General features: G+C 55.1%; 3 protein-coding genes. 2 read left to right on the top strand and 1 reads right to left on the bottom strand.

What is annotated here, in order from left to right; all coding sequences use genetic code 11:
• Window positions 1-256 precede the first annotated feature (256 nt).
• Both NT178_01805 and NT178_01810 read left to right on the top strand, forming a co-directional pair.
• Entirely contained in the window at window positions 257-3,574 is a 3,318-nt protein-coding gene (locus tag NT178_01805; protein MCX5811268.1) for a filamentous hemagglutinin N-terminal domain-containing protein, read from the top strand.
• Window positions 3,575-3,587: 13 nt separating this feature from the next.
• The gene (locus NT178_01810) at window positions 3,588-5,273 is read left to right on the top strand and encodes a ShlB/FhaC/HecB family hemolysin secretion/activation protein (GenBank protein ID MCX5811269.1); all 1,686 of its coding nucleotides are present in this window, start codon (window positions 3,588-3,590) and stop codon (window positions 5,271-5,273) included.
• 293 nt (window positions 5,274-5,566) lie between these two features.
• On the opposite strand, the gene NT178_01815 is transcribed toward NT178_01810, so the two are convergent.
• Complete coding sequence (locus NT178_01815) at window positions 5,567-5,911, bottom strand: HRDC domain-containing protein (GenBank protein MCX5811270.1); 345 nt, start codon at window positions 5,909-5,911, stop codon at window positions 5,567-5,569.
• Window positions 5,912-6,000: the final 89 nt, after the last annotated feature.

The following is a 6,000-nucleotide window of genomic DNA, read 5'->3' on the forward strand; positions in this document are numbered from 1 at the left end:
CAAGTTGATGCTGCGCGGTTTTTGCCTGAAGCACTGCTTTCTTCCTGAAGTTGATACTGCGTGGCTTTGTTTTAAATGTACTGTTTCTTCCTGAAAGAGAGTTTTTCATAAACAAGCATCTCATACCAAGTTTCAAGTGGCAACAAATGCCATTTCCCACACGTTTAAGTATTTGTTGCAGATGCCGATAAAAATGTTAGCAGTAGCATGCGATGGCAACCATCATTGAGGAAAGCAAAGGAGACATGGATAAGCTATGTCCGATAACTACGCAGCAACAGTCAAACATCCCGTAAAATCATCCAGCCTCCACCATGCCTGCCGCCTCGCCTGGAGCACGGTGCATCACACCCTCATTGCTGTTGCTGACTTTGCCCTGACGCGTGGTAAGCAAATTGTTAGCTTTGCTGCTGTCGCGGTGGTCATACTAACCAGTGGGGGCAGCGGAGCCGCCGATTTACCTACCGGCGGCAACATCGTTGCCGGTAGTGGCAGAATCGCCCAGTCCGGCAAGACCATGACGGTCACGCAATCGACAAACCGGATGGCCGCCGACTGGCAGAGCTTTAACATCGGTGCGGGCAACACGGTCAATTTCGTCCAGCCCTCGGCCACCGCCGTGGCGCTCAACCGTGTCCTGGGTGCCGATGTCTCGGTAATCCAGGGCACGCTCAAAGCCAACGGCCAGGTCTTCCTGGTGAACCCCAACGGCGTGCTGTTCTCGCCCACGGCGCAAGTCAATGTGGGCGGCCTCGTCGCCTCCACCCTCAACATCACCAAAGATGACTTCATGGCGGGCAACTACCGCTTCATCGGCAACTCCGCACAAAGCGTGCGCAACGAAGGCGAAATAAAAGTCGGCGCTGGCGGCACGGTGGCCCTGATCGCCGCCCGTGTCGAAAACCTTGGCCGTATCGAAGCACCGCAAGGAAACGTACTGCTGGGCGCCGGGCAGAAAGTGCGGCTCGACCTGGGCGGCCCGGTCAAGCTCGAAGTGGAAGCAGGCGCACTCAACGCGCTGATCGAACAGGGCGGAGCCATCCGAGCCGATGGCGGCCGGATCTACCTCACCGCCAAGGCAGCGGGCGACCTGGCCAGCAGCGTCATCAACAACACCGGTATCATCGAAGCGCACACCCTGGCCACGGGCGAAAAAGGCCAGATCATGCTGATGGGCGACATGCAAGTCGGCACCGTCAATGTCAGCGGCACCATCGATGCCAGCGCACCCAATGGCGGGGACGGCGGCTTTATTGAGACATCGGCGGCAAAGGTGCGCATATTGGAAACGGCTCGGGTCACCACAGCGGCAGTGGGCGGCAGAACGGGAACCTGGCTGATTGACCCGCATGACTACACGATCGCGGCTTCAGGTGGCGATATTTCCGGTACTCAACTGGGGACAAATCTAAACAGCAACAACATCACCATCCAAAGCTCAGACGGCGCAAGCGGCACCAACGGCGACATCTTTGTAAACGATGCCGTTACCTGGGCAACTGCCAATACACTGACGCTTAGCGCGTGGCGCAACATCAACATCAATGCCAACATCAGCGCGTCGCAAGGGACGCTGAAACTTTATTACGGGCAAGGCGCGCTCAATAATTCAGACACCGCTGTAAATCCCTCAAGGATCTACATCGGTTCCGGCGCAACCATTAATCTGAGCGCCGGGAAGCATTACTACACGAAGCTCGGCAGTGATGGCGAAGAAACCGCCTGGACCGTCATCACGGCTTTAGGAAACGAAGGCTCTTTGAACGATGGCACGCTTCAGGGGATTAATGGTGTTTTCGATGACTGGGGAACCATAGCCGGAAATTATGTGCTTGGCGCAAATATTGATGCCACTCCAACTAAAGACTGGAATGGCGGCCAGGGATTTACCCCTTTGGGGCTGACCGGTCTTAGCAATGTGTTTACCGGACGGTTTGACGGACTTGGTCATACGATCGACAAACTCTATATCAACAGGCCTGGTGAATGGTTTGTTGGGTTTTTCGGCATCTCAGATCCAACCAACGGCAGCACTTATGTATGGAAAGGCTCTCCCATCGATACCCCGCAAATTGCCAATTTCCGGCTTACGAACCTGTATGTTGTAGGCGGAGGCACCGTAGGCGGCGTTGACGGCGAGAATCGAAACTCGTCTATCTCCAACGTCTACGCATCGGGAACCGTATATTCCACAGGTGGTCGGGTAGGCGGGTTGGTGGGCAACAACAAGTATGGCCTTGTTCTTAATTCCTATTCAACCGTCAACGTAACGGGCGGTGATGGAACCGGGGGCCTGGTCGGTGAATTCGAGGGCGTTGCCTACATTACGAATTCGTATGCCTCCGGGACGGTGAGCAAAGCGGACCCCTCGGACGCCTGGTCAACCAACTACGGCGGATTGATCGGCAATATGGGCTGGGATTCGGCAGTAGTGACGAACTCGTACTACAACACCAGTGTCAATACCGATGCCTCTATGGCAGATAAGACCTCCTATGGGTTAAGCGCCAGCAGTCTGACCGCCGCCGCGAAAACCAACTGGAGTGCGTCAATATGGGACACGTCGGGGGCATTGCCGAGCTTGAAGCAATTCATTGCGATTCCGATATATGGAAACCCGGTAGCAGGAGGGACAAGTAACCCGGATGATAACGTACCGGCGACAACGTACGTCACCTATACGCTTGCCTCGCTGGCCGGTTATCAATACCAGGGCACGGCCTATCAATTGAGCAATTTATGGTCGTCGAGCAGCATCTTCGGTTCGAGCTACGCCGGTTGGGCGGCAAACGCAGACTATAGCTTTATGTATAACAACAACGCGGTAACCGGTTTCACCAATGCAGGAACCTACAGCAATATCGGCATTAACGTATTGAAGAGCGGTTATGCCTTGTCGGGCAGCGGCAATTCCCCGGGTACGTTGACCATCAACCCACGCCCGATCACGGTCACGGCAGACGCCAAGAGCAAAATCTACGGCAACGCCAATCCGACGCTTACCTATCAAGTCACCGCCGGCAGCCTTGTCAACAGTGACAGCCTCTCGGGAGTACTGAGCCGCACGGCCGGAGAGAACGTCGGCAACTATACCATCAACGCCTCGGCCCTGGCCAACGGCAACTACCTGATCACCGCCAACAACGGCACGCTGACCATAACGGACAACCCGGCCATAACGGACAACCCGGCCATCATCATGACCCAGCGGTCTGTGGCGGGAATCATCTCGGGCTCGTCTACCGCGGGAGCGGGGAGTCCATTTATGTCTTCTTCACCTGAGTCTTCCATGACTAGAGGTGCGGACGGCCGCGGACAAAACAACACCGCCAACCTGGGAAACAGCGCCGGTTTTGTTCGCGCCGATGGCTTAAGCGCTAGCGGCGGTCTGACCTTTGTCGAGGTTTCGTCGCTTCCGGGGCAAGGAACGGCTGGTGCTGGTAAAACCAGCAACACAGGCGGTATGGGCGGTGCAGGCACCCAGGTGGCCGGAGTCGATCCCCATGGCTTCATGCGAGTGTTAGTCGTGAATGGCGGCATTAACCGGGGCGGGGACCCTAGCAATCAACAATAAGGATTCCTTTGCTATGAATACGCATTTCACTATACTGCACCCTGTCGCATCTTCACTTTTTATACTATTGGTCGCCTTGGCAGCCCTGTTTGCGGTCGCACCAGCCTTCGCCCAAACCCCACCCAACGCCGGCCAGTTGCTGCAGCAGGAGCGGATGGCGCCACAGTTGCCGAAGACGACCACCCCCTTACGCATCCAACCCCCGGCATCCTTGTCGTTGATGCCCGGCGGCGTCACCGTGACACTTCAAGGCGTTCGCTTCAAGGGCAACACGGTATTTTCCGCCGAACAGTTGGCGGCCGTTCTCGGCGAGGTGACCGGAAAGTCCTTCGACATGGCCGGCCTCCAGGGACTGGCCCAACGCCTTTCGGAACACTACCGCACAGGCGGCTATCCCTTTGCCCGCGTCTATCTGCCAGAGCAGAAGTTTGCCGACGGAGTGCTCACCCTGACCGTGCTGGAAGGCCGTTATGGTCAGATTACCACCACCGGCGATGCAGCAATTGCCTTACCAGCCCGTCGTTTCCTCACCAATCTCAAGCCCGGTGCGGTGATCGAAACCGCCGCGTTGGAACGCGCCACACTGGTGCTGGGTGACCTGCCCGGTATCAAGACCGCGCCCCTAATCCGACCGGGCCAAGAGTTAGGTACCGGTGACTTGGTGGCGGGGGTATCGCGCACCCCAGCCTGGAGGGGCGATGTGGGGATGGACAATTATGGCAACCGCTATACGGGTGAATACCGTTTGCGGTCCAACCTCACCGTCGATAGTCCCTTCACGTTCGGTGACCAACTAACCCTGATGAGCCTCGTCAGCCAGATAGGCCAATGGCTGGGTAACCTCAGCTATAGCCTGCCGGTCGGCAGTTCCGGCCTGCGCGGTAATGTCGGATATGCCCATACCTACTACGAACTGGGTGATAAATTTACCAGCCTAGGCGCTACCGGCACGGCGGACATCATCACGCTGGGCTTGTCTTATCCCCTGATTCGTTCGCGCCAGTCCAATCTCAGCCTAGCCGCCACCTACCAGCACAAGCAACTGGAAGACAAGCAGGACGCGGTTGGCATAAAATTAAACAGGACCAGTGATGTGCTGCCCCTGACCTTACAATTTGACCATCGCGATACATTTGCCAGCGGAGGTATCAGCTACGGCAGTCTGGTGTTCACCGCGGGCAATCTGGGTTTGGATCCCACGCAGAAGAAGGTCGATGCCGCCACGGCGCAGACCAATGGTGATTTCCTGAAATGTAACCTCGACGTGGCGCGCGTGCAGGCCACGTCGTTGTCCAACCTTACTCTATATGGTCGTGTTTCAATACAGTGGTCCAACAAGAACCTGGATTCGTCCGAAGACTTCGGTCTGGGCGGCCCCAGTGGGGTGCGCGCCTATCCGGTCGGTGAGGGCTTCGGTGATGAGGGCTGGCTGGCGCAAATCGAGGCTCGCTACCAGATCGGCGCATTTGCACCTTATGCATTTATTGACGCAGGCCGGGTGACGATCAATCACACGCCCTGGTCGGCAGCCACTAATTTCCGTGAACTGGGGGGCAATGGTGTCGGGGTGCGTTACAACGACGGCACATGGAACGTGGATGCAAGCCTGGCTTGGCGCAACATGGGCGGCCCCCCCACCTCGGATACTACCGATCGCAACCCCCGGGTTTGGGTGACGCTCGGCTGGCGGTTCGGATGAAAACAAAATTGCGATTGATCGCAAACAACCCTAGAGTGTGGGGATGAGAAGGCTGGGGGTCAGGTCTTGTTTTTTGCACCCATGGCGCTATTTATAAACCAACATTTCTTCTCGTAATTCACAATCACGGTAAAAAGGCCATGTACTTGACTCGTAGGTGAAAGCGCAAATGTACGTATAGCAACTTGAAATCCTCATATTGGCATACTTTCTTTTTGAATATATGAAGTATCGGAATGAGTATATCTCATCATATTACCCACTCAATGTGAGAAAGAGCCAAGGATATCATCCTAAGGGCGTTCCCGGCGTTCCTTGTATTCCCGAATGACTTTCAAGAACTGTTCCCCATACATCTCAACTTTGCGTTGCCCTATTCCGGATACGTTTCTCATTTCTTCCAACGAATCAGGGAGGATTGCCATAAGTTCTTTCAGGGTTTTATCGTGGAATATTACATAGGGCGGTACGGATTGTGATCTGGCGATTTCAAGGCGCAGCAAGCGAAGTTTCTCCCAAAGTTCATCCTGATACATTTCAGGGAGAATGGAATCCTTTTCTTTTTTAATGACTATCCTGCCTTTTTCAAGACCTTTGCATAATTCCAACTTCTCGTCTTTTTGTGTCTTCGCAATCACTTTTTATGTTTTTTCTGTCTCATCGGGCAGCAGTTTGAGCCTCCATAATTAGCTTATTGTTCCCCTTTCTGCCCTTTTAGGGGTTCTTT

Source organism: Pseudomonadota bacterium (genome assembly GCA_026388255.1).
In the GTDB taxonomy this organism is placed as follows: domain Bacteria; phylum Desulfobacterota; class Syntrophorhabdia; order Syntrophorhabdales; family Syntrophorhabdaceae; genus JAPLKB01.

Excerpts from the sequence above, each read along its gene's own strand:
- NT178_01810 (MCX5811269.1), top strand. The coding sequence starts at position 3,588 with ATGAATACGCATTTCACTATACTGCACCCTGTCGCATCTTCACTTTTT.
- NT178_01805 (MCX5811268.1), top strand. The coding sequence starts at position 257 with ATGTCCGATAACTACGCAGCAACAGTCAAACATCCCGTAAAATCATCC.